The organism is Stenotrophomonas sp. 1337, from assembly GCF_031455455.1.
GTDB lineage: Bacteria > Pseudomonadota > Gammaproteobacteria > Xanthomonadales > Xanthomonadaceae > Stenotrophomonas > Stenotrophomonas indicatrix.
This window is the reverse complement of record NZ_JAVDSR010000001.1, coordinates 111039-135046: the sequence shown is the minus strand read 5'-3', so window position 1 is coordinate 135046 and position 24008 is coordinate 111039. Positions and strand designations below refer to the sequence as shown.

The 24008-nt window shown below is 68.5% G+C and carries 23 protein-coding genes; 10 read left to right on the top strand and 13 right to left on the bottom strand.

The genetic code is table 11. From position 1 onward, the window contains the following. Nucleotides 1-64: 64 nt before the first annotated feature. Nucleotides 65-523 carry a hypothetical protein gene (locus J2X70_RS00655; protein ID WP_025877548.1) on the bottom strand — a complete coding sequence of 153 codons (459 nt, stop codon included), beginning with the start codon at nt 521-523 and terminating at the stop codon, nt 65-67. A gap of 181 nt (nt 524-704) precedes the next feature. Here J2X70_RS00655 and J2X70_RS00650 point away from each other — a divergent pair, with 181 nt between their 5' ends. The 4 genes from J2X70_RS00650 (at nt 705) to J2X70_RS00635 (ending at nt 3306) form a co-directional block, all read left to right on the top strand. Further along, nucleotides 705-953 (top strand): hypothetical protein, encoded by a 249-nt coding sequence (locus J2X70_RS00650; protein WP_032952021.1) that lies wholly within the window; start codon nt 705-707, stop codon nt 951-953. Between the two features lie 123 nt (nt 954-1076). Next, the gene (locus J2X70_RS00645) at nt 1077-1994 is read left to right on the top strand and encodes a bestrophin family ion channel (protein ID WP_093819441.1); all 918 of its coding nucleotides are present in this window, start codon (nt 1077-1079) and stop codon (nt 1992-1994) included. A gap of 19 nt (nt 1995-2013) precedes the next feature. After that, nucleotides 2014-3003, top strand: a complete 990-nt coding sequence (gene hemB / locus J2X70_RS00640) for a porphobilinogen synthase (RefSeq protein WP_032976846.1) — start codon at nt 2014-2016, stop codon at nt 3001-3003. Between the two features lie 33 nt (nt 3004-3036). Then, entirely contained in the window at nt 3037-3306 is a 270-nt protein-coding gene (locus J2X70_RS00635; protein WP_309908367.1) for an SHOCT domain-containing protein, read from the top strand. Nucleotides 3307-3559: 253 nt separating this feature from the next. Here J2X70_RS00635 and J2X70_RS00630 read toward each other — a convergent pair whose 3' ends face one another. Next, nucleotides 3560-4423, bottom strand: a complete 864-nt coding sequence (locus tag J2X70_RS00630) for a hypothetical protein (protein ID WP_309908365.1) — start codon at nt 4421-4423, stop codon at nt 3560-3562. A 48-nt stretch (nt 4424-4471) separates the two neighbouring features. Here J2X70_RS00630 and aroE point away from each other — a divergent pair, with 48 nt between their 5' ends. From aroE to dinG, 3 genes are all read left to right on the top strand, one after another. Further along, the gene (gene aroE / locus J2X70_RS00625) at nt 4472-5317 is read left to right on the top strand and encodes a shikimate dehydrogenase (protein WP_033832490.1); all 846 of its coding nucleotides are present in this window, start codon (nt 4472-4474) and stop codon (nt 5315-5317) included. Nucleotides 5318-5320: 3 nt separating this feature from the next. Further along, the gene (locus J2X70_RS00620) at nt 5321-5671 is read left to right on the top strand and encodes a hypothetical protein (RefSeq protein WP_025877535.1); all 351 of its coding nucleotides are present in this window, start codon (nt 5321-5323) and stop codon (nt 5669-5671) included. 152 nt (nt 5672-5823) lie between these two features. Then, entirely contained in the window at nt 5824-7926 is a 2103-nt protein-coding gene (gene dinG / locus J2X70_RS00615; RefSeq protein WP_025877533.1) for an ATP-dependent DNA helicase DinG, read from the top strand. Nucleotides 7927-7991: 65 nt separating this feature from the next. Here dinG and J2X70_RS00610 read toward each other — a convergent pair whose 3' ends face one another. Next, nucleotides 7992-8591: a hypothetical protein gene (locus tag J2X70_RS00610; protein WP_309908362.1), complete on the bottom strand. Its 600-nt coding sequence runs from the start codon at nt 8589-8591 to the stop codon at nt 7992-7994. A gap of 121 nt (nt 8592-8712) precedes the next feature. Beyond that, nucleotides 8713-10551: a dihydroxy-acid dehydratase gene (gene ilvD, locus J2X70_RS00605; protein ID WP_025877530.1), complete on the bottom strand. Its 1839-nt coding sequence runs from the start codon at nt 10549-10551 to the stop codon at nt 8713-8715. A gap of 364 nt (nt 10552-10915) precedes the next feature. Here ilvD and J2X70_RS00600 point away from each other — a divergent pair, with 364 nt between their 5' ends. Genes J2X70_RS00600 through J2X70_RS00590 form a run of 3 tightly spaced genes read left to right on the top strand, consistent with a single transcriptional unit; the run spans nt 10916 to nt 13318 of the window. Continuing rightward, the gene (locus tag J2X70_RS00600) at nt 10916-11485 is read left to right on the top strand and encodes a DUF1190 domain-containing protein (RefSeq protein WP_032976852.1); all 570 of its coding nucleotides are present in this window, start codon (nt 10916-10918) and stop codon (nt 11483-11485) included. A 7-nt stretch (nt 11486-11492) separates the two neighbouring features. Beyond that, nucleotides 11493-12671 carry a glutathionylspermidine synthase family protein gene (locus tag J2X70_RS00595; protein ID WP_025877526.1) on the top strand — a complete coding sequence of 393 codons (1179 nt, stop codon included), beginning with the start codon at nt 11493-11495 and terminating at the stop codon, nt 12669-12671. Further along, complete coding sequence (locus J2X70_RS00590; protein ID WP_025877524.1) at nt 12671-13318, top strand: hypothetical protein; 648 nt, start codon at nt 12671-12673, stop codon at nt 13316-13318. The genes J2X70_RS00595 and J2X70_RS00590 overlap by 1 nt, the downstream gene beginning before the upstream one ends. A 163-nt stretch (nt 13319-13481) precedes the next feature. Here the strand turns inward: J2X70_RS00590 and J2X70_RS00585 are convergent, their stop codons facing one another. The 9 genes from J2X70_RS00585 to J2X70_RS00545 form a co-directional block, all read right to left on the bottom strand. Next, the gene (locus J2X70_RS00585; protein WP_309908359.1) at nt 13482-14780 is read right to left on the bottom strand and encodes a DUF58 domain-containing protein; all 1299 of its coding nucleotides are present in this window, start codon (nt 14778-14780) and stop codon (nt 13482-13484) included. Continuing rightward, entirely contained in the window at nt 14777-15763 is a 987-nt protein-coding gene (locus J2X70_RS00580; protein WP_025877520.1) for a MoxR family ATPase, read from the bottom strand. Before J2X70_RS00580 ends, J2X70_RS00585 begins: the two co-directional genes overlap by 4 nt. Beyond that, a complete protein-coding gene (locus J2X70_RS00575) occupies nt 15760-16950 on the bottom strand; it encodes a DUF4350 domain-containing protein (RefSeq protein ID WP_099785795.1) in 1191 nt (396 codons plus the stop codon). Before J2X70_RS00575 ends, J2X70_RS00580 begins: the two co-directional genes overlap by 4 nt. Continuing rightward, on the bottom strand, nt 16947-18581 hold the full coding sequence (locus tag J2X70_RS00570; protein ID WP_223483006.1) for a DUF4129 domain-containing protein: 1635 nt from the start codon (nt 18579-18581) through the stop codon (nt 16947-16949). The genes J2X70_RS00575 and J2X70_RS00570 overlap by 4 nt, the downstream gene beginning before the upstream one ends. Next, nucleotides 18571-19563, bottom strand: a complete 993-nt coding sequence (locus J2X70_RS00565) for a stage II sporulation protein M (RefSeq protein WP_032976855.1) — start codon at nt 19561-19563, stop codon at nt 18571-18573. The genes J2X70_RS00570 and J2X70_RS00565 overlap by 11 nt, the downstream gene beginning before the upstream one ends. Then, complete coding sequence (locus J2X70_RS00560) at nt 19560-20249, bottom strand: RDD family protein (protein WP_032976856.1); 690 nt, start codon at nt 20247-20249, stop codon at nt 19560-19562. The genes J2X70_RS00565 and J2X70_RS00560 overlap by 4 nt, the downstream gene beginning before the upstream one ends. Before the next feature lie 124 nt (nt 20250-20373). Continuing rightward, on the bottom strand, nt 20374-20904 hold the full coding sequence (locus tag J2X70_RS00555) for a gamma carbonic anhydrase family protein (RefSeq protein ID WP_059065523.1): 531 nt from the start codon (nt 20902-20904) through the stop codon (nt 20374-20376). A gap of 149 nt (nt 20905-21053) precedes the next feature. After that, entirely contained in the window at nt 21054-22943 is a 1890-nt protein-coding gene (gene mnmG / locus J2X70_RS00550; RefSeq protein ID WP_309908354.1) for a tRNA uridine-5-carboxymethylaminomethyl(34) synthesis enzyme MnmG, read from the bottom strand. A 557-nt stretch (nt 22944-23500) separates the two neighbouring features. Continuing rightward, nucleotides 23501-23968, bottom strand: coding sequence for a hypothetical protein (locus J2X70_RS00545; protein WP_032952020.1), 468 nt, complete (start codon nt 23966-23968; stop codon nt 23501-23503). Between the last annotated feature and the right edge of the window lie 40 nt (nt 23969-24008).

Genomic DNA, 24008 nt, shown 5'->3' with positions numbered 1-24008 from the left:
CCGGCCGCTGGCCGGCATTGCCTTTGCCTGCGGTTGCCGGCCAGCGGCCGGCACTACCGCCACGTCAGCGCTGCGGGGTGATCGTCTGCGTCGGCAGGCGTGCCGGCGGCGCCGGATCCGGTACCCAGATCGCCACGCCGGCGGCGCGCTTCTGCGTCGTCGGTATGCCGATGCCCACGCCGCCGCCCACGTGCGAACCGTAACTGCCGGCACCCACCGACATGCCGACCGGTGAGCCGCTGCTGCCCACGCCCATCAGGATCACGCCGTTGGCACCCAGTGCAGCCGCTTCGCGCTTGAGGCGAGCCACGGCGGCATCGGTCTGGCCCTGCGTGCCGAAGCCCACCGCCGAAGACGATTCCAGCTGGGCGATTTCCTGCGAACCGGCGGGCGGCGTCGAATAGATCTGCACCTGGGACGGATCGATCGGCGCGCGGGCGCGGCCCAGCATGACCTTGGAGGTACTGGCGCAACCGGCAACGGTCAGCAGCATGGCCGCCAAGGCGACCCAACGGATGTTCATGGCGTATACCCCTGTAGGACTGGTTCGGATCATCAGCCGGGCACTCTGAATCGGCGCCAACATCGGGGCTCGACCCATGGCCGCACGCTAGCATGGGGCCGGTGAGGTTGACGGCAACGGCGGTAGGCGGCGCTGCCGGGAACGGCTATGGTTGGCGCATGAACAACCACGGGAGGGCGCTATGGGTGTGATCAGTCTGTTGTGGGGCGTGCTGGCGCTGCTGTGGATGATCCTGGCGTTGATACCGCTGCTGGGCTGGGGCAACTGGTTCCTGATCCCGTTCGCCGCGGTCGGCGCGATCATCGCCGCGCTCGGCATCCTGTTCACCCACCCCAGCAAGCGCGGCCGGGCGTGGACCGGGCTGATCCTGAACGGCATCGTGGTGGTGGTCGGCATCCTCCGCCTGGGGCTGGGCGGCGGCGTGATCTGAGCCGGCCGGGCCGGTGCGACCGGGCGTCGCAGGGACACGGCCGCCGGCCGGGCAGGGAGTAGAATGGGCGGCTGCGCGAGCCCCCCGCGTGCCTGTCGAACCGCGCCCTGCGCGGCTGCTCCCATGATCATTCGTTCCCGTCCCCACGGCTGGCAACTGCTGTACATCCTGCGTGGCTCGATCGTTCCGGCCATCGCGCCGAAGGTGCTGGCCATCCTCGTCCTGTCCATCGCGGTCGCCGCGGTGGTGGAAATGGCGCCGCCGATCGGCATCGAGCGCGTCTCGGTCACCCCGTTCACCCTGCTCGGCCTGGTCCTGTCGATCTTCCTCAGCTTCCGCAACAGCGCCTGCTACGACCGCTGGTGGGAGGGCCGCAAGCTGTGGGGCCAACTGGTGTTCGAATCGCGCTCGCTGGCGCGGCAGGTACAGGTGCTGCTGGCCGATGACGCACCGCGCCGCCAGCGCCTCGGCTACCTGACCACCGCCTTCGCCCATGCACTGGCCGCGCGCCTGCGCGCCCGCGACGTTGCGCTGGCGGCGGTGCCATGGCTGGACGAGGAACAGCGCGGGCAGCTCGCCCAGCGCGAGAACGTGCCCGATGCGTTGCTGGCGATGATCGCCGCCGAACTGGCCCAGGCCCGTCGCGCCGGCACGCTCGATTCCATTCTTTACGTCCAGCTGGAAGAGCGCCTGCACGCGATGTCCTCGATCCAGGCTGGCTGCGAACGTATCCTGACCACCCCGCTGCCGTTCGCCTACACCTTGCTGCTGCACCGCTGCGCGTGGATGTTCTGCGTGCTGCTGCCGTTCGGCCTGGCCAGCTCGCTGGGCTGGGCCACGCCGGTGCTGTCGGCGGTGCTGGCCTACGCCTTCTTCGGCCTGGACCAGCTGGGTGAAGAAATGGAAGACCCGTTCGGCCTGGAGCCGAACGACCTGCCGCTGGACGCGCTGGTGCGCACCATCGAGATCGACCAGCTCGACGCCCTCGGCGAACGCCCGTTGCCCGCACCCCTGCTGCCGCAGGGCTACCTGTTGCAATAGCCACTCCCTGGAGCCTGCCATGCCTCATCCCCATTACCGCCCGCGGCGCATGCGCCATGACGAATTCTCGCGCCGCCTGATGCGCGAGAACACGCTGACCACCAACGACCTGATCTATCCGGTGTTCGTGCACGAACCGGCCGGTCGCGTGGCGGTGCCGTCGATGCCGGGCGTGGAGCGGCTGTCGATCGAAGAGCTGCTGAAGGTGGCCGAGGAAGCGCTGGAACTGGGCATCCCGGTGATCGACCTGTTCCCGGTGCTGGATGCCTCGCAGAAGTCGCTGGACGCCTCGGCGGCGTGGGCCGAGGACGGCCTGGCGCAGCGTGCGATCCGCGCGCTGAAGTCGCGCTTCCCGGAGCTGGGGGTGATGACCGACGTGGCCCTGGATCCGTACACCACGCACGGCCAGGACGGCATCATCGATGACAAGGGCTACGTGCTCAACGACATCACCGTCGAAGCGCTGGTCAAGCAGTCGCTGTCGCATGCCGAGGCAGGCGCGGACATCATTTCGCCGTCGGACATGATGGATGGCCGCATCGGTGCGATCCGTCGTGCGCTGGACGCCGACCACCACCTCAACGTGCGCATCATGGCCTACTCGGCCAAGTACGCGTCGGCGTTCTACGGTCCGTTCCGCGATGCGGTGGGCAGCGCGGCCAGCCTCGGCAAGGCCGACAAGAAGACCTACCAGATGGACCCGGCCAATGGTGACGAGGCGATGCGCGAGATCGCCCTGGACCTGGAGGAGGGCGCGGACATGGTGATGGTCAAGCCGGGCATGCCGTACCTGGACCTGGTGCGGCGGGTGAAGGAAACCTTCGGGGTTCCGACCTTCGCTTACCAGGTCAGTGGCGAGTACGCGATGATGAAGGCGGCGTTCGCCAACGGCTGGCTGGACGAGCGCGCCTGCGTGCTGGAATCGCTGCTGGGCTTCAAGCGTGCCGGCGCCGATGGCGTGCTGACCTATTTCGCGCCGCAGGTGGCGCGCTGGCTGCGCGAGCGCTGACAATAGCGCCCACGACGGACGGAGGAACACGCGATGGGACCTGAAATGGGTTGGATGCAATGGTTGATCTGGGGCACCGGTACGCTGGTGTTCGGGGCCATCATCGTCGGCGTGTTCGTTGCTGCCTGGCGCGCCGCGCGGCGCCCGCCCGAGCAGCTCTCCGCTGCGGCCCGGGTTGCCCGCGAGCAGGCCGTGCCGGAAAGCGTGCAGGCCGAACTGGCCGCCCTGAACCGGCGCAAGGACAACGGCCAGCTCAGCGAAGCGGAGTACGAACAGCAGCGCGCGGAGGTGCTGTCGCGCTGAGCGCCGTGGCCCGGGACCCGGGCCATCCACGCATGGCGTGGATCTACTGGTAGCCGCCAACCCTGGTTGGCGCTCCGTGTGCCGACCGAAGTCGGCACCGGCCAGAAGGCGTCATCCACGCATGGCGTGGATCTACTGGTAGTCGCCAACCTTGGTTGGCGGTTTTGTTTCTGTGCCGACCAAGGTCGGCACCTACCGGAGCGGGGGGGGGCGGTCGGTATCCACCGAACCATCATCCACGCATGGCGTGGATCTACTGCATGCACCCGGGCACTGCCGCCACCTTCGGCACGGCCAGCCGGTACACATCCACGCCACCGGCGCGGGGCGACTTCGCCGCGCTGCTGGCCACCATCATTTCGCCCGGCTTGGCGTTGTCGACCACCGGCGCGCCGGTCCAGCCGCTGGCCTGGTTGAACGACAGTCCGATCGGCTGCAGCGCAGCGCCCGTCCATGCACAACCGTTGGTCCAGACCTGCGCGGTGTCACCGCTGCCACGGCTGAAGGCCACCGCGCCAGCGCTGCCCAGCCAGTCGCCATCGGTTTCATCGGCGGGGCTGTTCAATGCCTGCAATGCCGTCGCCGGGCCTCGCACGCCCTGCGCGTCCAACGAGGCCACGAACAGGTCCCAGCCGGCACCACGGCCCTGCTGGCGGGCAAACAGCAGCTGTCGCCCGTCCGCGCTCAATGCCGGCCCGCGCTCTTCATGGCGGCCACCATCGCCTGCCAGCGCTTGCGGCGCCCCCACGCTGCCATCGGCGGCGATCGCCGCCCGGTACAGCCCCGACCGGCCCTCGCGGCCTGCGGCGAACAGCAGCCAGCGGCCATCGCGGCTGAAATACGGATCGCGCACCTCGCCAGACACCGCCAGCGGCAACGCCTGCGCCTGCTGCCAGCGGCCGTCGACCACGCGCGCCTGCCACAGCCCCCAGCCGGCCTCGCCACGGCGGGCGAAGACGATGCGCTGGCCATCGGCGCTGATCGTGGCCCGGCCTTCATCGGCACGGGTGGAGACCACGCCCATGCCTTCGATGCCGTACTCGTTCAACGCCATCGCCACCGGGGCAGAGAGTAGACTGGCGGCGAGCACCAGCAGGGTCGGGGCGATACGCATCATCCAGGTCCATGCACGAAAGAGCACCAGTCTAGCCAGCTTGAGGATTCCATGACCGATCGTTACGCCGTCTTCGGACACCCCGTCGCCCACTCGAAGTCGCCGCAGATCCATGCGGCGTTCGGTCGCCAGGAAGGCATCTCCCTCGACTACCGCAGCATCGATCTCGCCCCGGACGCATTCCTGGCCGGGCTGGAGGCGTTCGCCTCCGAAGGCGGGGTCGGTGCCAACGTCACTTCACCGCACAAGGAAGCGGCGTTCTCGGTGTGCACTACGCTGACCGCACGCGCGCGCCGCGCCGGCTCGGTCAATACCCTGCTGCGCAAGGGCGACCGCTGGCACGGTGACACCACCGATGGCATCGGCCTGGTGCGCGACCTCACCGACCGCCACAGCCTGGACCTGCGCGGCCGCCGCGTGCTGCTGCTGGGTGCCGGTGGTTCGGCGCGCAGCGTCGCTCCGGCGCTGCTGGATGCCGGCATCACCGAACTGGTGGTGGTCAACCGCACGCCGGAACGTGCCGATGAACTGATCGATGCCATGGGCGAGCCGGGCCGCGCGCTCAGCCGCTACTGGGACGATCTGCGCGACCTCGGTGATTTCGAACTGATCCTCAACGCCACCTCGGCCGGCCGCGATCGCGACGCCGAGTTCAAGCTGCCGCTGTCGCTGGTCAATTCGATGACCACGGCCGTCGACCTGAACTACGGCGAGGCCGCCATCGCCTTCCTGGCCTGGGCGCGCGCCGCGCAGTGCCGCAACACGGTCGATGGCCTGGGCATGCTGGTCGAGCAGGCGGCGGAGAGCTTCCTGCAGTGGCATGCCGTACGCCCGCAGACCGACGAGGTCTACCAGCAGCTGCGCGCCGGTGCAGGCGCCTTCGCCGGGCAGGACTGATCGATGGATACCCAGGCTCTGATGGTCTCCCTGCTGACCATGGTCGGCGTGCGCCTGCCGGTGCTGATTGCCCTGTGCGTCGGCCTGGTCTGGGTGATGGGCGCGCCGCGCGATCCGGCACGTACCGGCGCGCTGACCGGCCTGCTGCTGTTGCTGGCGTCCAGCATGGGCAGCCTGCTGGCCAACCTGGTGCCGATGTGGATGGTCAGCAACGGCGACTTCGGCGCGATCTCGCAGCTGAGCACCGTGCTGGGCGTGGTGCACTTCGGCCTGGCGATGCTGGATGCCGTCGGCACGGTCCTGCTGGTCTGGGCACTGGTACGGTTGCTGCGGCAGCGCGCCGCTACGCCCTGACTCCGATGGCGGCCTTGGCCGCGTCGGTAGCGTTGCGGGGCGCGCATCCAGCCATCGCGCGACGCGGCTGACCCTGTTCAGCGCCCGCGCCTCGGAGCCCGTGGCCGGCCATGCGACAATGGCCGGCCTGACCCCGCTACGGTAGTTCTGGCGTGACCGAAACCGTCGCCGCTCCACGCAAGCTCGATGACACCTTGAAGGACGCGATCCGCAAGGCGTACACGACGCTGCAGGCCAACACCCCCGGCTTCTCCACCCGCCGCTCGCAGAGCCAGATGATCGGCGTGGTGTCGCGTGCGCTGTCCACCAGCGGTGGCGTGGGCGTGGTCGAAGCGCCGACCGGCGTTGGCAAGAGCCTGGGCTACCTGACCGCCGGGGTGCCGATTGCCCTGGCCAGCAAGAAGAAGCTGGTGATCAGCACCGGTACCGTGGCGCTGCAGTCGCAGCTGGTCGAGCGCGATATTCCGAACTTCCTCAAGGCCACCGGCCTGGAGGCGACCGTTGCCCTGGCCAAGGGCCGCACCCGCTACCTGTGCACGCGCAACGCCGCCGAGGCGCACGGCGAGGGCGCGCAGAACGGCATGTTCGAGGACGAGCAGCCGCTGTTCGACCGCCCGCTGGCGCCGATCGAGATGGACATCGCCAAGCGCCTCACCGTGGCCTTCACCAGCGGCAGCTGGGACGGCGACATCGACAACGCACCGGAAACCATCAGTCCTGGCCTGCGTAGCCGCATCACCACCCCGGCCTCAGGCTGCGCGGGGCGACGCTGCGCGTACTCGGCGCAGTGCGCGGTGCTGCGCTCGCGCAACACCGTGCGCGATGCGCAGATCGTGGTCACCAACCACGCGCTGCTGCTGTCGGCGCTGTCCATTGGTGACAGCGACAACGGCCAGCCGATGATCGCCGCGCCGTCGGACATGCTGCTGGTGCTCGACGAAGGCCACCACGTGGGCAACGTGGCCATCGACCAGGGCGCGGCCAGCCTGGCATTGGATGAAATGGCCAAGCGCACCGGCCGCCTGCAGATTCTGATCGCCGGTGCCTACCGCGCGGTCGACAAGGATCGCCTCGGCAACCTGCTGCCGAACGAAGCCATCGACGCGGCCAGCAACGTGGCCAAGGGTCTGCGTGCGTTCCGCGACCACGTCGAGGCGGTATGGATGCCGGCGCCGGCCGACGAGGAGCCGATGTGGCGCGCGGCCAACGGACGCCTGCCCGAGGCCTGGCGCGAGCCGATCGAGGCGCTGGCCGACGATACCCGCAGCCTCTACAACTGGGCGCACGCGGCCACCGCGCAGGTCGCCAAGGGCAAGCCGGACGATCCGGCGCGCGAGCGCCTGCAGCGCAACCTCGGCATGGCCCTGGAGATGATCGAGCAGCAGTACAACCTGTGGCAGGTCTGGCGCCGCGAAGACAAGGAAGGCGCGCCACCGATGGCACGCTGGGTGACCGCCACCCGCGATGGCGACCTGGTGCTGCATGGCTCGCCGGTGTCGGCCGCGCACGTGCTGCGCAAGCTGTTGTGGGATGAAGTGGATTCGGTGGTGATGACCTCGGCGACGCTGACCGGTGGCGGCGACTTCCAGGCGCTGGCGATCGACAACGGCATCCCCGAAACCGCCGAGATGGTCTCGCTGTCCTCGCCGTTCGACCTGCCCAACCAGGCCGAGCTGATCGTGCCGCCGTTCCCGGTCACGCCCGATGACCGCGAAGGCCATCCGCGCGAAGTGGCGCGCTACATCGGCAAGGAACTGGACTGGACGAAGGGCTCGATGGTGCTGTTCACCTCGCGCTGGAAGATGGAGAAGGTGGCGGGCCTGATGCCGGCCGCCAAGCGCAAGCAGGTGCTGGTGCAGGGCGAGATGTCGAAGACGCGCATGATCGACGAACACCTGCGCCGTGTCGCCGCCGGCGAGGGTTCGGTGCTGTTCGGGCTGAACTCGTTCGGCGAAGGCCTGGATCTTCCCGGTGAGGCCTGCACCACGGTGGTGATCACCCAGGTGCCGTTCGCGGTGCCGACCGATCCGCAGACCGCCACCCTGAGCGAATGGGTGGAAGCGCGTGGGCTCAATGCGTTCAACCTGATCGCGATCCCGCATGCGCTGCGCACGCTGACCCAGTTCGCCGGCCGCCTGATCCGCACCTCCACCGACACCGGGCGGGTGATCATCCTCGACTCGCGCCTGCTGACCCGCCGTTACGGCAAGCGCATCATCGACGCGCTGCCGCCGTTCAAGCGCACCATCGGCTGAGCTGCGGGGTCAGATCCCCTCCGCAAGGGCTCTGACCCGGCCGCGCGAGCAGGGCGTTTAGCCTTTCAGTCCTGCGACTGCGGGCACGACTCGAATGCCAGTGCGTAGGGCTGGTACATGCAGCGGATCAGGTCATCCACGGTCTGCAGCCGCGGCGGCCATGCGACGCGCTGCGGGCCTTGCCTGGTCTGCAATCCGGCGATGCCGTCGCTGAGCGTGGCGCCCGGCGGCAGCGGCAGCGCCGCCAACCGCGCGCGGGCACGTCGCAGTGCCGGCAGGTCGTCGTCGAGAAAGGCGATGGTCGCATCCACATAAAGGTTCCATCCTTCCGGATCGGCGCCCGCCGGCTTGTACGTCAAGCGCATCAGCGCGCTGGCCGGATCGCGTTGCCCCGCGTAGGCGCGCAGTTGCGCCTCGTGCCAGGCCAACGCTGGGTGGACGCTTGCCTTGGCCTGGCGCCGGTATGCGGCGAACAGGTCAGCCAGTTCCAACTGGCAGCCGGCGCGCCGGACCAGCGCGTCCCAACCCTCGCCGGGGCCGTGGTCGAATGCTGCCGGAGACATCGCCAGCAGTTGGGCACGATTGTCGAAGCGGCATTCGTCGGCGAACGCCGGCGTGGACGCAGTGGCCAGTGCCAGCGATATCAGGCTGAGGAAACGGCGCATCAGGACGTCCATGTGTGGGGCCGCACATGATGCACCCCTGGGATGGACAGTGCCGGCCACTGGCCGGCACGACAGGCAACATGCGCTGCAGCTGCCGGCCAGCGGCCGGCACTACCGGTATTCAGTCGCCCAGCAGGGCGGTGTTGCGTACGGCGCCCTTGTCGGCGCTGGTGGCCAGCAGGGCGTAGGCCTTCAGCGCGCTGGTGACCTTGCGTGGTCGCGGTGCGCGCGGTTTCCAGCCCCGTGCATCGGCGTCGGCGCGGCGCTGGACCAGCGTCGCCTCCTCCACCAGCAGGTCGATGCGCCGCGCCGGGATGTCGATGCGGATGCGGTCACCATCCTCCACCAGTCCGATCACACCGCCGCTGGCCGCTTCCGGCGAAACGTGGCCGATCGACAGGCCCGAGGTGCCACCGGAGAATCGGCCGTCGGTCAGCAATGCGCACTGCTTGCCCAGGCCTTTCGATTTCAGGTAGCTGGTCGGGTACAGCATCTCCTGCATGCCCGGGCCGCCCTTCGGGCCTTCGTAGCGGATCACCACCACGTCGCCGGGCTTCACTTCATCGGCAAGAATGCCGGCCACGGCGGCGTCCTGGCTTTCGAACACGCGCGCATTGCCTTCGAACACGTGGATCGATTCGTCCACGCCTGCCGTCTTCACCACGCAGCCGTCGACGGCGAGGTTGCCGCGCAGTACGGCCAGCCCGCCTTCCTGCGAATAGGCATGTTCCAGCGCACGGATGCAGCCTTCGGCGCGATCCTGGTCCAGCGACGGCCAGCGCGTGGCCTGGCTGAAGGCCTCCTGGGTGGGAATGCCGGCGGGACCCGCCTTGAAGAAGGTGTGCAGGGTGTCGTTGTCGCTGCGCATCACGTCCCAGCGATCCAGTGCTTCACCGAGCGTGGCGCTGTGCACGGTCGGCACCGAGGTATCCAGCAGGCCGGCGCGATCCAGTTCACCGAGGATGCCGAACACACCACCGGCGCGGTGCACGTCCTCGATGTGGTACTTCGGCGTGTTCGGTGCCACCTTGCACAGCTGCGGCACGCGCCGCGACAGTGCATCGATGTGGGTCAGGTCGAAGTCGACCTCGCCTTCCTGCGCGGCGGCCAGCAGGTGCAGGATGGTATTGGTCGAGCCGCCCATGGCGATGTCCAGGGTCATGGCGTTGGCGAACGCGGCCTGGGTGGCGATGCCGCGCGGCAGCGCACGCGGGTCTTCGCCGCCATACCAGCGGTGGCAGAGTTCGACGATCAGGCGGCCGGCGCGACGGAACAACGCTTCGCGGTCGGCATGCGTGGCCAGCGTGGTGCCGTTGCCCGGCAGCGACAGGCCCAGTGCTTCGGTCAGGCAGTTCATCGAGTTGGCGGTGAACATGCCCGAGCACGAGCCACAGGTGGGGCAGGCGCTGCGCTCGTAGTCGGCGACCTTCTCGTCCGAAGCGCTGTCATCGGCAGCGACGACCATCGCGTCGACCAGGTCCAGCTTGTGCTCGGACAGCTTGGTCTTGCCGGCTTCCATCGGTCCGCCGGAGACGAACACCACCGGGATGTCCAGGCGCAGCGCCGCCATCAGCATGCCGGGGGTGATCTTGTCGCAGTTGCTGATGCACACCAGCGCATCGGCGCAGTGGGCATTGACCATGTATTCGACGGCGTCGGCGATGATCTCGCGGCTGGGCAGCGAGTACAGCATGCCGTCGTGGCCCATGGCGATGCCGTCGTCCACGGCGATGGTGTTGAATTCCTTGGCGACGCCGCCAACCTGTTCGATCTCGCGCGCGACCAGCTGGCCAAGGTCCTTCAGGTGCACGTGGCCGGGCACGAACTGGGTGAAGGAGTTGGCGATGGCGATGATCGGCTTGTGGAAGTCGCCATCCTTCATGCCGGTGGCACGCCACAGGGCGCGGGCACCGGCCATGTTGCGGCCGGCGGTGGAGGTGCGGGAGCGGTATTCGGGCATGGCTGGCGGAACGGGCGGGCCGTACGACGTGGGGGTCGGTTGATCATGGCCAATTTTTTCGGTTGCTGCTGCAACCACCGGAGGCGGTCCGGCAGGGCTGCGCCCTGCACCTGCCGAATCAACGTCAAAATCAAAAGCGGGCTATCCGCGGGATGGCGGGGTGGGTCCGGCGGCAGGGGACGCCACCGGACCCACCCGCCTCCGACAGGTGGCCGTGGGCCAGTAGATCCACGCCATGCGTGGATGGATCGAGGGAGAGGACGACGAAAATGAAATTCCGTTCATCTTTCCCACTTTGCCGATTCCGGTTGTTGGCCCGGATTTGGCATGATGGGGCATTGTTCCGACTTGAAGGCATGAGGCCATGAAACGTTCCCGCACCACCGCGCTGCTGCTGATGAGCGCTGCGCCGCTGCTGTTCACTGCCTGCCAGAAGGAAGAGCAGGTGCAGGTGCAGGAAGGCCTGTATACCTCGGTGGAGGCCTGCACCACGGCTACCGCTGATCCTTCGGCGTGCCGCAATGCGTTTGCCGAGGCGCAGAAGAAGTCTGCCGACGCAGCGCCGAAGTACGCGACCAAGGAAGCCTGCGAACAGGATTACAAGCCTGAGCAGTGCGTGCAGCAGCACACCTCGGCCGGCACCTCGTTCATCGGTCCGATGATGATGGGCTTTTTCATGTCGCAGATGCTGAGCAACCGCGGTGGCCTGGCCCCGCAGGCGCCGGCTTCGGCGCCGGCCTACCAGGACAAGAGCGCCGGTTGGGCGCGTCCTGCCCCGGGCGGCAGCGGCGGCCTGAACACCGCCAGCGGCATCGGCGCGGGCAAGGCCGGGCTGGCCCCGGTCAGCAGCGAACCGAACCGTGCGGTGACCGCCAGCCGCAGCGGCTTTGGCAGCACCAGCGCGCGCCGCAGCGGCAGCAGCGTCGGCGGCTGATCGACCCATGCAACGTATCCGTATTGCCGAGCGCGCCCAGTGGCGGGCGCGCGCGGAGGAAGCCGGTTTCCGCTTCCACACCATCGACGGCCAGCCGTACTGGGATGAAAGCGCGTATTACGCGTTCACCCTGCGCCAGATCGAGCAGGACATCGAAGACCCCAGCGCCGAACTGCACCAGATGGCGATGGACCTGGTCGGCGATGTCATCGCCAGCGAGCGCCTGATGGACCAGCTGGCGATCCCCGCGCATTACCGCGACTGGATCGCCGACAGCTGGCGCCAGCGCCAGCCGCACCTGTACGGGCGCCTGGACCTGGCCTACGACGGCACCGGCCCGGCCAAGCTGTACGAACTGAACTACGACACGCCGACCTCGCTGTTCGAAGCCAGCTTCTTCCAGTGGCAGTGGCTGGAGGACCAGCGCAACGCCGGCCGCCTGCCGCAGCACGCCGACCAGTTCAACGCGATCCATGAAGCCCTGGTCGAACGCTTCGGCGAACTGGCCACGCAGCTGCCGCCGCCGCTGTATTTCAGTGCGGTGGGCAGCTCGGACGAAGACCGCGGTACGGTCGAGTATCTGCGCGACTGCGCTTCGCAGACGGGCCTGCACGGGCAGGCGATCGCCATCGAGGACATCGGCCTGTCCGAAGACGGGCGCTTCACCGCGCTGGACGATACGGTCATCGGCACGCTGTTCAAGCTGTACCCGCTGGAAGACCTGATGGCCGAGGAATTCGGTCGCGCGCTGCCGGGCTCGGGCGTGCAGCTGCTGGAACCGGCATGGAAGGCGGTGCTGAGCAACAAGGGCATCCTGCCGCTGCTGTGGCAGCGCAATGTCGGCCATCCGAACCTGCTGGAAGCACACTTCGATGACGGCAGCGCGCTGGCCTCGGGCTGGGTGCGCAAGCCGCTGTTCTCGCGCGAAGGTGCCAACATCGAGATGCACCTGGCCGACGGCAGCACGCAGCGCAGCGACGGTCCGTACGACGGTCCGGCGATCCTCCAGCGTGCGCATCCGCTCACCCGCTTCGAAGGCGGTTACCCGCTGATCGGCAGCTGGGTGATCGGCGACCACGCCTGCGGCATCGGCATCCGCGAGGACGACAGCGCGATCACCCGCGACAGTGCGCGCTTCGTGCCGCACGCGATCATCGACGAAGCGCCGACGCGGATCTACGTCTGATGGCGGTGCAACGCCCGCCCGGTCGGCGCGGGCGTCCTGCTCCCGTGCCGGGCCGTCACTTCGACGATGGTCGCGGCCTGAATGCGTTCGCCGACCGCATCGCGGTGCGCTGCCACCGCTGCGATACGCCGGGTTGGGTGCTGGCGAGCTGGCAGCCCTACCGTTGGACGGTGCGTTTCCGCTGCACCGGCTGCAGCGTTGCGCTGGACAGTGGCGACTGGGTGGGCGCGGTGTGCATGCAGGGGCGTCGGCCGTGCGGGTACTGCGGGCACCAATGGCTGTACGTGCATCGCCGGATAGCGTCGGGCGTTCGTTCGCCGGCCACCTTTCCCGCGCGATGTGGGCAATGTGGGCGCAGCAGCGATGTCGACGTGTCGGCCACCCCGCTGCGCGATGCCGAGCCGGCTGATCCGCACTTCGGCCTGCCGCTGCATCTTGTTGAACCCACCCGTGCGGGCTTGCTGTGGGCCTACAACGCGGAGCATCTGCAGGCGCTTCATGAGTACGCCGTCGCGACACTGCGTGAAACCAAAGGGCATCATCGCTCGATGTTCTCGCGGCTGCCGCAGTGGATGAAATTGGCGCGGCATCGCGTGCTGCTGCAGCGCGCGGTGGAGCGGTTGCAGAAGCGCTTGCTGCAGGGGTAGTGCCGGCCGCTGGCCGGCAACCGTTGTGGGTAGAGGCCGACCTTGGTCGGCGCCGTTGATGGTGTGCCAACCAAGGTTGGCATCTACCAAGGCGGAGCGTCGGTAGCGCCGGGCCATGCCCGGCGGTTGTGGTGATCCGCCGGCCAGCGGCCGGCACTACCGGTTACAGCAGCCCTTCGCGCTTCACCGCCAGATAGCGCTCCACCAGCGCGGCGGGCAGGGCATCGGCCGTGACGTCCAGCACCATCACCCGTTCGGCACGCAGCGCGTCATGCGCCTGCGCGCGCTGTTGCAGGTACAGCGCGGCGGCACCGGCCTGCGCGGCATCTTCCACCGTGTGCACCTCACCTTCCAGCGCAGCATCCAGCTCGCGCTCGCGCAGGCTGGCTACGCACACCAGATGACGGCGCTGCAGCAGGCGCACCGCCGCAAGCAGGTCTTCGATGTCCTCGTCGCGCACGTTGCTGACCAGCATCACCAGCGCGCGCCGGGGCTGGCGCAGTGAGACTTCGGTGGCGGCAGCCAGGTAATCGGTGGCCACGGCCTGCGGCTGCAGGTCGTAGCTGGCGCGCAGCAGGTGCTGCACCGTGTCCATGCCGCGCTGCGGCGCCACCCAGCGACGCTCGCCGCCTACCGCGAACAGGCCGGCAGCATCGCCCTGGCGCAATGCCAGGTAGGCCACCACCAGCGAGGCGTTCAAGGCATGGTCGAAATGCGAGAGCCCACCTTCGCTGGCCAGCATGCGCCGGCCGCTGTCGAGCATCAGCAGCAGCTGCTGGTTCTTCTCGTCCTGGTACTCGCGCGAGATCAGCTTGCGCGCGCGGGCGGTGGCCTTCCAGTCGAGCTGGCGCAGGCTGTCGCCGATGCGGTACTCGCGCATCTGGTGGAAGTCGGTGCCTTCGCCACGGCGGCGCTTCACATGTGCACCGACCAGTCGCGAGGCCTGGTCGGCACTGAACAGCGCAAATCGGGTGAGTGGCACGAAGTTGGGATAGACCCGCACCTCCAGCGCCGGTGGCAGCGTGCGTTGCTGCCACCACAACCGCCATGGCGAGCGGATGCGCAGCTGCACGCCTTCGAAGGCAAAGCGACCGCGCTGCTGCGGCTGCACGTGGTAATGCAGCGAACTGGCATGGCCCGCCCGCAACTGCACGCGTTGCGGCAGTGATTCCAGTGGCCAACCGCCTGGCACCAGATCGAATACCTGTACCTGCATGGCCTGCCCGGACTGCAGGCGCAGGCCGATCTCGCGGCGCACGCCCAGTGCCAGGGCCTCGGGCACGTCGCGCTCGACGCTGGGCGATGGTCGTCGCCGCTGCCGCGACAGATCAACCAGTGCCACCACCGCAACCAGTGCGCCGGCCAGCGCCCAGCTCCAGCGTGGCAGCAGCCCGGCCAGCACCACGCCGCCCAGCGCAGCCCAGGCCAACAACAACGCCAGCAGCAGCGGCGCAGGCCTCATCGGCGCGGCGCTTCCACCTTGGCCAGCAGCGCACCCAGCACGTCGTCGGCACCCTGGCCTTCGATCTGCAGCTCCGGTGCCAATGCAATGCGGTGGCGCAGGGCAGGGCGGGCGATGTCGCGCACATCATCGGGGGTGACAAAGTCACGACCGGCCAGCACCGCCTGCGCGCGCGAGGCACGCACCAGGGCGATGCTGCCGCGCGGGCCGGCGCCGACGGCGATGCCCGGCCACTGCCGGGTGGCGGCGACGATGCGCACCGCGTAGTCGATCACTTCGTCATCCACGGTGATTGCCGCGGTGGCCTGCTGCAACGCCAACAGTTCGCCGGCACCGAGCACGCGCGGCACCTGGCTCAGGTCGAAATCACTGGCGGCACGGCCGCTGGTGATCGCCGCGACCATGCGCTTCTCGTCCTCCAGCTGCGGATAGTCGATCAGCACCTTCAGCAGGAAACGGTCCAGCTGCGCTTCCGGCAGCGGATAGGTGCCTTCCTGTTCCAGCGGGTTCTGCGTGGCCAGCGCCATGAACGGCGGTGCCAGGGTGAAGGCCTTGCCTTCGATGGTGACCTGGCCTTCCTGCATCACTTCAAGCAGCGCGGACTGGGTCTTGGCCGGGGCCCGGTTGATCTCGTCGGCCAGCAGCAGGTTGGTGAACACCGGGCCGCGACGGATCTTGAAGCTCTCGCTCTTCGGGTCGTACACCGCATGGCCGCTGACGTCGCTGGGCATCAGGTCGGGGGTGAACTGCACGCGGCCATAGTCCAGTTCCAGTGCCTGTGCCAGCGCGCGCACCAGCAGGGTCTTGCCGAGGCCGGGCACGCCTTCGATCAGCACGTGGCCACCGGCCAGCAGGGCGACCAGGATCTGGTCGAGCACATCGGCCTGGCCGATGAAGGCATGGCCGACGGCCTGGCGGATGGCGTCGACGCGTTCGATCAGGCGGGCGGTGGCGGCCGCCGGAAGTTCAGGGGCATCGGTCATAGCAGGGATCTCATCTGGAGCAGCAAGCGGATGCGCTCGCGCAGGGCGGAGGAATCATGCGGCGAAGGCGGAGTGAGGGCACTGGCGACTCGACTGACGGGCCATTGCAACACTGCGGCGATGGCCTGGTCGCGCGCAGCACCGTCGAGTGCCGCAGCGACGGGCGCGCGCAGGCGCAAGCGGTGCAGGAACAGCGCCTGCACGGCCAGGTACAGGCGCGTGCCATGGCCGAAGCGCAGCAGCAGTTCGCCACTGGCGCGGACGTGTTCCAGCAACGAACGGCGTTCGACCACCGGCGCGGGCAGGGCACTGCCGAAGCGTTGCGCGCGTGACCACAGCCAGCCGAGGATCGCCAGCAGCAGCGGCACCCACAGCGGCCAGCCCTGGTAGAAGATGCGCGCGCCCAGCGAGGGCGGGCGGCTGCCGTATACCAGCCACATCGTGCCGCGCCCATAGTTGGGATCGAGCAGGTAGCGCGTCAGGTCGCGGTGGGAGAGGTCATGCAGGCCATCGCGGGCAACGGCATCGGCGTCGACCGCGCGGCGGCGTGTTGATGCGGACGGGCCTTCACCGCGCATGACGTCCATGTCCGCCAGCACGTCGATGCGGCCCTTGCCGTGCGGCAGGCGCGCGAACACCAGTCCTTCCTGGCCACCCCAGCGGCGCTCGGCCGTGGCGTTGGCCTGGAAGCCCAGGCTGAAGCGCCGGCCGCCGCAGAACTCGACGTGGCTGGGATCATCGACTACGTGGAAGGGTTGGCAGTCGCTGCCATGGAACAGGCTGTCCACGCCGATCCTGTCCAGCAGGGGGCCCTGCGTGCTGCTGGCATCGTCCTCGGCCGGTGGCTGCGTGCGCAGCAGCAGATGGCCACCCGTGCCGACCCAGTCCAGCAGGGCCTGTGCGGTGCGCGGCGGCATGTCGGCGGTGTCCTGCAGCAATACCACCGTATCGGTGGCCGCCAGTGGCATCTGTGCCAGGTCCAGCCGCTGCCGGGACTGCACCTCGATGCCGTCGGCGCGCAGCGCCTGGCCCAGCACATACAGCGGGTTGTAGCTGGCTTCGCCCTGCGGCGGCAGCACGATGGTCTCGGTCACCTTTTCATGCGTGCGCAGGAACAGGATGGTCAGCGGCACCCCGAGCAGGACCAGCGCGCCGAGCAGCAACGACCAGAACAGGCGCGGGCTCATGCCTGCCACCCGTACTGCTGGCGCAGCGTGCTGGCCAACGCGTCGAAATCGCTGCGGGTGGGCAGGCGCCCGCCGTATGCGGCGTACTGCCACATGCGCACGATGCGCGCGAACAGTTCACGGTCGGTGCTGTCGGACATGCGCCGCGAGGCACGCAGGCACTGTGCTTCGGTGGCACCGGGCGGCAACGCGATGCCGGTGCGCTCCACCAGCGTGCGCACGCTGGCACGATAGAGCAGCGCCAGCGCCTGCCGTGGCCGTCCCTGGTCCCACAGCAACCCGGCCTGGGTCGCCACATCCGGCGGCAGCACCACCGGCATTTCCACCTGCTCTTCGGTGATCTGCGGTGCCTGCTTTTCCTTGCGGCGGCCGGAACCGCGCAACCACGGCAGCCACAGCCGCGCGGTCAACAGCAGCACCAGCAGCAGGACCCCCAGCAGCCCCCACAGGCCCCATTCGGCGAGCCGGGCCAGCCACAACTGGCCGCTCTTGCGCGACGTACGGTCCGCGTTGCTGCTGCTGTCCTTCTGCAGCTCTTTCTTGTCTTTCTGCTTCTCGGCGGCGTCTTCGATCGGCTTCCATCGGCTGACCTGCCGCGTCGGCCGCTGCAACGGATCTTCGTAGGCGCGGTTCACGGCCTGGCGGAAGCCAGCGGTATCCACCGGCGTGTCGCCGAAGATCAGCGCCGGTGTATTGGCCGGATCGTTTTCCGCAGTGGCCGCTTCTTCGGCTTCTTCAGCGTCTTCCGCTTCTTCGTCTTCATCGGCGTTGGCCGTGGCGGTCTGCGCGGCGTCCGGCGTGTCGGCGTCCTGTGCGTGCACGGGCGCCAACGGCAGCGCCAGGCACAACAGCAGCACCAACGAAGAGGCGACCGGCAGCAGGCGTTCGCGCAGGCGGCGCAGGGCGATTTCCACGTCCCAGGCTTCCATCTGCGTGCGTCGGTTCAAGTACAGGCCGAAGCCGGCGCCCACGTAGAACGGCCCGATCAGCGCCGCCGCCAGCCAGCACAACAGGTTGAAGCCAAGCTTGGCCCACGCAGGCGCCTCCACGCTGACCATCGCCCACGCTGCGCGCCAGGATTCGGGCAGCAGTTCCAGCGGGATGAAGATGAAGATAGTGGCGATCGCGCCCACCACCAGCACCAGTTCGAATGCCAGGCAGATCACCGCCAGCACCAGCGCAGGGCCCGCAGCGCCGGCGGCGACTGCACGCCTGCGTGGGCCACGCTGGGCGGGCGCATTGCCCTCCAGCAGATTGACCGGCAGGCACAGGCTGCGCAGGCCGCTGAAACGGCGCCAGCCCAGATAGCCCCAGAAGCCGCTGCCGCCCCACTGCCGCTGTGCGCGCAGCGCATCGCGCGGGCCGACCCGTTCGCCGAAGATGCCGCGCGAGAGCACGTACAGCGGTGCGCGTTCGAACAACGGTTTGCACCACCACATCGCCAGCCACGCCCAGCCGAAGGCATCCAGCCACCAGGCCAGTGCATTGAACAGCACGAACAACGGTGCACTGGCCAGCAGCCAGCTGCCCCACACACCGCGGGCGTGGCGGCGGGCCAGCGCGCTGCCCAACTCCATCGCTTCCCAGCTGCTGCGCGCGCGCAGCACCACGTCCAGATGGTCAATCCGCATGGCCACCTCCGCGTCCACCGCGCCACAGCCACAGCAGCACGCCGGCCCACAGCACCCCGGCCACGCTGAACTTCACTGCGGCCGGAATGTCGGCGATGGAAGACCAGAACGCTTCCACGAACGCGGCCAGCAGCAGCATGAAGGCCACGCCCAGGCACAGCCGCGCGCCGATGCGCCCGCCTTCGACCAGCGCATCCAGGCGGCGCCGCCGCCCGGGAGCCAGCAGTTTCATGCCCAGCTGCAGGCCGGCGCCGCCGGCAATCACGATCGCGGTCAGCTCGAACGCACCGTGGCCGGCCACAAAGCGCCAGAACGGGCCGCCATGGCCGATGTGCTGCAGGTGGCCGGCGACCGCGCCGATGGTGATGCCATTGAAGAGCAGCACCAGCAGCGTGCCCAACCCCGCCAGCAGGCCGCTGGCGAAGGTGCGCAGGGCGATGCTGATGTTGTTCATGATGTAGTAGCCGAACATCATCCAGTCGGTGCCGCTGTCGCGGCCCAGGCGCTCGGCGGATGGATCGTACATGCGCTCCATCTCGGCGATCTGGCCATTGTCCATCAGCAGGTGGATGCTGTCCGGGTACACCTGCACCAGCACGAAGCAGGCCAGCGCCGGCACTGCGAACATCGCCAGCGCTGCCCACATGCTGCGCGCCTGGCTGCGCACCAGCAGCGGAAAATCAGCAACCAGGAATTCCAGCGCGCGCCGCCAGCGGGTCGGCGGCGTGCGGTACAGCACGCCATGGCCGTGCTGCATCAACTGCTGCAGGCGTTGCACCAGCTGCGGGCTGTAGCCGCGTTCGCGGGCCAGCGCCAGCTGCTGGCACAGCCGTCGGTAACGCTGCGGGAAGCTGACATCGCCGGCTTCTTCCGCGCCCGGCCTGCGCCGACGCCGACGCGAGGCACCGGCGCGATGCTGCAGCCACTGCTCCAGGTCATGCCATTCCTGTTGATGGCGGGCGACGAACTGCTCTTGCTTCATCGTCGTCCCAGCAACCAGTTGGCCATTGCATACAGGCGCAGCACACCGACCTGGCCGGACGCGCTGGTCAACGGCTCGGCGATGCCGGCCAGTTCCTGCTGGCGTGCGGGTGACAGGCGTGGCGCGCGCTCGGCGAAGGCCATCACCGCCGCCTGTTCCTCCGGCCGCAGCGGTTGCGGCGGCGCCAGCGCGCTGTCGATGGTGGCCGGCGGCGGCAGGTAATGCGGCGGTGCATGTACCACCATCGTGCCGGCAACCAGATCGCCCAGGCGGCGGCCATGCGGATCGAACAGGCTGCTGATCAGGCCCAGTGCGTAGCCGAAAGGCAGCATGTCCACGGTGCGCAGCAGGTTGCGGGTGATCGAGGCCATCCAGCCCACCGGTGCGCCATCCTGCGCGAGCACCCGCAGGCCCAGCACGCGCTTGCCGAGGGTACGGCCCCACAGCGCTTCGCAGACGATGGGGTAGGCCCACATCAGCAGGAACATCAGCGCCATGTACAGGCCGCGGCCGAACTCATCGAGCAGGGCCAGCGGAATGGACAGCGCGGTGAGCGCGCCGAAGCGGACGGCCAGGTCGATCAGCCAGGCCAGCGCACGCGGCATCGGGCCGGCCGCAGGCAACTGCAGCGGCACGCCTTCCGGCGTTACCACCTCGCGGTAGGTATCGAGCATCGGCGCGGCCATCAGCGCGATGGCCGCCGAAGTGGGCGCTGGAGTCCTCTCCGGCGTGCAGCCACGGGCATGGGGGTCTCGACGGTTCCTGGTCGGGCCCAGACTTTAGCAGAGCCCGGCCATTGGCGAGGCGGCCTCAGCCCAGGTATTCGTCCTTCAGCCGCACGTAGTGGTCGGCCGAATAGTGCAGCGACTCGATCTCCTTGTCGCTGAGCGTGCGCGCCGGACGGGCAGGGTTGCCCACCCACAGCTCGCCCTCGCCCACCACCTTGCCGGGGCCGACCACCGCACCGGCACCGACGAAGCCATGGCGCTCGACCCGGGCACCGTCGAGGATGCACGCGCCCATGCCGATCAGGCTGTAATCGCCGATGCTGCAGGCGTGGATGATGCAGCCATGGCCGACGGTGACGCCTTCGCCGATCAGGGTCGGGTAGCCGGCCTTGTTGTACGGGCTGTGGTGGCTGACGTGGATGATCGTGCCGTCCTGCACGTTGGTGCGTGCACCGATGCGCACGAAATTGACGTCGCCACGGATGACCGTGCCCGGCCAGATCGATACGTCATCGGCCAGTTCGACATCACCGATGATCGTGCAGGCCGGATCGACATACACGCGCTGGCCGAGCACCGGCATCTTGTCGCGGAAGGGGCGCAGCGGGGTCATCGGCATCTCCGGAAGAGCAGGGCAATCGCGATGATGATACCGCGTGCAGCACGCAGCCCTGCCGGTAGTGCCGGCCGCTGGCCGGCAACTGCAGAGGTTCTGCCGAAGGTGCATCGGGTTGCCGGCCAGCGGCCGGCACTACCGTTTTTTCATGCCACGCGTCCGCGCCGTGCGCGCTCCAGGTGCACCAGCAGCAGCGAGATCGCCGCCGGGGTCATGCCCGGAATGCGCTGGGCCTGGCCGATGGTCTGCGGACGCACCCGCTCGAGCTTCTGCAGCGCTTCGGCCGACAGCCCGCGCACGATGGCGTAGTCGAAATCGCCGGCAATCGGCGTTGCTTCATGGCGCTGCTGGCGCTCGATCTCCTCGCGCTGGCGATCCAGGTAACCGGCGTACTTCACCCCGATCTCCACCTGTTCGGCCACCTTGCCATCGGCCACGGCCGGGCCGAGCGAGGGCACCCGCATCAGTTGCGCGTAATCCAGTTCCGGGCGCTTGATCAGGTCCAGCACGTTGGTTTCGCGGCTGACCGCCACGCCCAGCGTTTCCTGCACTTCTCGGCCCAGCGCATTGGCCGGCGTGGCCCACAGCGCACCCAGGCGCGTGCGCTCGGCGGCCACGGCAGCCTGCTTGGTTTCGAAGGCACGCCAGCGACGATCATCGACCAGGCCCATGTCTCGGCCGGCCGGGGTCAGGCGCTGGTCGGCGTTGTCTTCGCGCAGCTGCAGGCGGTACTCGGCGCGGCTGGTGAACATGCGGTACGGCTCGTTGGTGCCGTGGGTGATCAGGTCATCCACCAGCACGCCGAGGTAGGCTTCGTCGCGACGCGGGCACCAGCCCTCGACGCCACGCACCTGGCGAGCGGCGTTGAGGCCGGCCAGCAGGCCCTGTGCGGCAGCTTCTTCATAACCGGTGGTGCCGTTGATCTGGCCGGCGAAGAACAGGCCGTTGACCAGCTTGGTTTCCAGCGAAGCCTTCAGCCCGCGTGGATCGAAGAAGTCGTACTCGATGGCATAGCCGGGGCGGGTGATGTGCGCGTTCTGGAAACCACGGATGCTGCGCACCATCTCCAGCTGCACGTCGAACGGCAGCGAGGTGGAAATGCCGTTGGGATAGATCTCGACGATGCCCAGGCCTTCGGGCTCGACGAAGATCTGGTGGCTGGCCTTCTCGGCAAAGCGCACCACCTTGTCCTCGATGGAGGGGCAGTAGCGCGGGCCGATGCCTTCGATCTGGCCGCTGTACAGCGGCGAACGGTGCAGGGCGTCGCGGATGATCTGGTGGGTCTGCTCGCTGGTGTGGGTGATCCAGCAGCTGACCTGCTGCGGATGCTCATCCACCGAGCCGAGGAAGGACATCACCGGGCGCGGCGTGTCGCCGGGCTGCTCGTCCATCACGCTGTAGTCCAGCGAACGGCCGTCGATGCGCGGTGGCGTGCCGGTCTTCAGGCGGTCCACCTGGAACGGCCGCTCGCGCAGGCGTGCAGCCAGCGTGGTGGCGGGCGGATCGCCCATGCGGCCGGCTGCGTACTGGGTCGGGCCGACGTGGATCTTGCCGGCCAGGAAGGTGCCGGCGGTCAGCACCACGGCCTCGGCATCGAAACGCAGGCCGGTCTGGGTGAGGACCCCGCGCACGTGGTCGCCCTCGATGACCAGGTCATCCACCGCCGCCTGGAACACGGTCAGGTTGGCCTGGCCCTCGACGATGGCGCGGATCGCCATGCGGTACAGGTTGCGGTCGGCCTGGCAGCGGGTGGCGCGCACGGCCGGGCCCTTGGAGGCGTTGAGGGTGCGCCACTGGATGCCGGCGCGGTCGGCGGCATGCGCCATCGCACCGCCGAGGGCGTCGATTTCCTTGACCAGATGGCCCTTGCCGATGCCACCGATGGCCGGGTTGCAGCTCATCGCTCCCACCGTTTCGATGTTGTGGGTCAGCAACAGGGTGCGCACGCCGGTACGGGCCGCAGCCAGCGCGGCCTCGGTGCCGGCGTGGCCACCGCCGATGACGATGACGTCGTAACGATGGAAGGAATCGATCATGGGGGCTGTTCAGCAAGGGGCAGGCGCAGCCGGAGACGGCGCCGGGGTGGCGATTTTAGCGCCAATCGGGGCAGGGACGTTGGCGCCGGCCGGCCGGCGTCGAAATCAACCCTAAAGTTGGCAGGATTTTTGCAGATAACCCAATAGCACCCACCGTGGCTGGCGCCGCAGGCGCTGGTGACCGGAATTGGAACAGGGGCCGGTACAGGCGCACGGTGGGGAAGCAGAGGGGCCGGCAGTCGGGGGACTGTCCGGCCCTGTTTTTTGGGGCGGCTGGGAACGCGTCATCCACGCATGGCGTGGATCTACTGCCCGCGCGCCCTGATGTCCCAAACAACGAACGGCCCCGCAGTGCGGGGCCGTTCGTCTTTAAAGGTGCCGACATCCGACAGGGCCGGAACAGGGGGGATCCAGATGTTCCTGTCGGATATCGACGTAGAGCTGTTTGGGACGGGCCCTTAACGCTTTTGTCACTTTGTGACGCTGGCCGTCACCACCTGCGTAGATTGAGGCTTGGACCGTGTGAAATGCAAGATGGAACAAGCGTCAACTGTGCGCTATCTCTCACGATCCATGGCACGCCAAGGGGAACTGTTCATCCTCGGCGCACGCGGAGCCGGAGCCGGACGCGCCTGCGGCGGCGGCGAGGGGCGCTCGACCCGCTGTGCAGGCTGCGGCGGTCGACGCATCGAATCCATGTTGCGCCAGGGCGAGCCGCCATTGTTCTGGCGCGGCGGCGGTGGCGGGCGGTTTTCGCCGCCGTTGCCGGGACGCGGTGGCGGGCGGTGGTTGTGGTGCGGCGGGCGGTAGATCGGCCGCTGGTAGTACGGGCCACCATAGCCGTAATAGCCACCGCCGCCGTAATACGGATAGCCGTAGTCGGCCGGGTAGCCATAGGGGTAGCGGTACTCCACCGACGGCGCACCGTGGTAGTAGCCACCGCCGCGGCCACCGACATAGTCATAGGTGGTGCAACCGGTCAGGGCCAGCAGCAGGCCACCGGCAAGCATCAGGCGCGTTTTCATGATGGGTCCCCCCAGAGGACGGGTATGCAGGCAGCTTCAG